This is a genomic window from Extensimonas soli (assembly GCF_029211265.1).
GTDB lineage: Bacteria > Pseudomonadota > Gammaproteobacteria > Burkholderiales > Burkholderiaceae_C > Extensimonas > Extensimonas soli.
The window spans coordinates 1-2421 of sequence record NZ_JARGEL010000044.1; the positions used below are offsets into that span (position 1 = coordinate 1).

A 2421-nucleotide genomic window follows, 5' to 3' on the forward strand; every position below is an offset into this window, starting at 1 on the left:
GCATGAACCCCCGATCTGTGCCCGATCTGTGCCCAAAGCGGCGCTTGCGTGGCCGCTTCCTACCCGCCAGACTCGCCAAAAAGGGCGGTTGAACTTCCTATACCCCCCGGGTTCACGTTTTCCATGGCTCAACAATCTTTCGCCGGCCTCGCCGTGCTTGTGGCGCTTACCTTTGCCGTGATGGCGCTGCACGGCTGCGCCAGTTCGGAACAGCAGGCCTATGGGCCTGTGGTGATCGAACCGCTTGAGGCTGAAACATCTACGCCGGAGTTTCACGGCGCGCGTATCGGAAACGACGCGCTCCGGTCGCGCGTCCCTTCTGAAGACTAAGACCCGGACCTAAAGCCGACCTTCGCGTGCGTGCCGTCGCAGAAGGGTTTGGTGTTGGACTGTCCGCAGCGGCAGAAGCGCGCCGCCTGCATACGCGCGACCATGCGGCCGGTGCCGGAAATGATCTCCATATTGCCGCGCACCATGAGCGGTCCATCGAGCGCCGGCGTAATTTCGATCGGCCCGTCGCGGACTTCGAGCATGGCGGTTTGGTCGCCGGTCGGCGGTTCGCCAGAGGCGTCAAAATGAATGCCGTGGTGGGAGCCGTCGCAAAACGGCTTGTTCTTTGATGCGCCGCAGCGGCAGAGCGTGGCGCGGAAACCAATATCGGCGCCGTCGATGCTGAGGTCGCCGCGGAAGGCGTAAGGACCGCCCTCCTGCACGCGGATGAGATTGACGGGCGGCGCGTGCTCTTCGGGACCGCTATCCTTGCGGCGATAACGGATGGCGCCGGAGGGACACTCTCGCGACACCGCCATGAGCTCTTCGGCGTTCATCTGATCTGGATGAATCCACGGCCCTTCGACATTGGCGAGAAACACCTTCGGTGCGCCGGTGACACAGAAGCGCGAATGGATGCAGAGCTTGCCGTGATAGACGATCTGAACGCTCTCACCGTCGATGAGATCCACGCCAGCGCTAAGCTCTGCAGGCGCCGGGGGCGTTGCCTGCGGTGATGACGCTGGCTTGGTTTGCGCCGCGACCGGGACGTCGCTCATCTCGGCAAAACGCCGCGCGCGTGTGGCCAGCGCACGGATGAGACCGGTCGCGCGCGCGACGCGGTGATCATTCTGATCGAGGCGCGATGCGCCCTTCTCCAGCTCGGCCATGCGTTCGATGAAAAATCGGCGCGCGGCGGCGCCGCGCGGCAACATGCCGGAATCGCGCAGTGCGGTGAACGAAACGCCGGCGTTGCAACCCTTGACGCTGCCGGAAGGGCGCCGCGCGGCGCTTTCGCCAAGCAGCGTCATCGCCTTCATCAAATCGATGCCAAGATCGACGGCGAGAGACTTCTCAGCACTGGGGCCAGGCACGTTGTAGGAATAGGCCAGCAGCCGCAGCATGGTTTGATAGGCCGCGTTGGCGACATCGACAATGGCCGCGGCCTGCTCGTCCTCGATCCAGACGCGGCCTTCAGGCTGCGGCGGACGACGGAGCACAGGGTTCACCGCAGCGGCGTGCGCCGGCACGAAATGCGGATTGGCCTTCTTCAACTCAGCCAGTTCGTCGCGGATGTGGCGGAAGCGGCAGAAGTGCGAGCCTTCGCTTTCTTCAGACGCGCCCTCGCCTTGTGTGATGATGGATTCACAAGCGAGCTTAGCGGTCTTCGCGCACAGCACTGCCTTGGCGCCGCCGAGAACGACCTCGTTCTCAGAGAGCTGGAGCGCCGGATCGCCGCTAAACAGCTCGCTGTCGCCGAGCTTGTTCGACATGTAGTCGAGCGCGGTTTGCATGACTTCGTAAAATTCGCCCACTGTTTGGTAGTCGAACACCATCGGCGTGAGGCGCGGCGTTGGCGGATTGCGGGTGAAGTCGCGCGGGTGCTCGAAGCCCTTGCCATCTGGCTCTTGCGAACCGATCGGGCGTTCGAGGTGGATGAAGTGCTGGAGCACATCCTCGCTAAACGGCGCGAGCTTCACGACGATGCCCCCCGGCAGATAACCGGGATCGATTGGGAAGTTCACGCGTCCGAAGCCCGGCGCGCCGCCGACGGCGGATGTGATATTCCAGACGGCGGCGAGATGGCCCATCTCCTCGATGGCGACGTCGAGGATGGCGCGGCGCCAGCGTTTTACGGCGGCCGCCTCTTCCGGCGTATCGACCTCGGTTTCGTCCTTTATCGAGAACGCCGCATAGAGGTAGGTGCACATCAGATTGTGCTCGAGCTCGGCGGCTTCGTAGAGCGCGTGGATGAGCTGTTCGCGCGTGGGCAGGAGCGGCGGCGTTTCCATGGGGCAGTAGCCTACGCCCTTCCCACACGCTCCGTCCATCGCGGGCCTGATGATCACCACCGAAGCCATGGTGGCCGAGGCGCCGAAGAAGGAAGCCCCGGCCCACGACCACGGTGGTGGCGGCATGGGTGGCATGGGC

2 protein-coding genes are annotated in these 2421 nt (G+C 64.0%); one reads left to right on the plus strand and one right to left on the minus strand.

What is annotated here, in order from left to right; all coding sequences use genetic code 11:
* Nucleotides 1-123 precede the first annotated feature (123 nt).
* Nucleotides 124-330, plus strand: coding sequence for a hypothetical protein (locus PYV55_RS16060; protein WP_275853240.1), 207 nt, complete (start codon nucleotides 124-126; stop codon nucleotides 328-330).
* On the opposite strand, the gene PYV55_RS16065 is transcribed toward PYV55_RS16060, so the two are convergent.
* Nucleotides 327-2282, minus strand: a complete 1956-nt coding sequence (locus PYV55_RS16065; protein WP_275853243.1) for a ferritin-like domain-containing protein — start codon at nucleotides 2280-2282, stop codon at nucleotides 327-329. The two genes, PYV55_RS16060 and PYV55_RS16065, sit on opposite strands and share 4 nt — an antisense overlap.
* Nucleotides 2283-2421 lie beyond the last annotated feature (139 nt).

Excerpts from the sequence above, each read along its gene's own strand:
- PYV55_RS16065 (WP_275853243.1), bottom strand. The coding sequence starts at position 2,282 with ATGGAAACGCCGCCGCTCCTGCCCACGCGCGAACAGCTCATCCACGCG.
- PYV55_RS16060 (WP_275853240.1), top strand. The coding sequence starts at position 124 with ATGGCTCAACAATCTTTCGCCGGCCTCGCCGTGCTTGTGGCGCTTACC.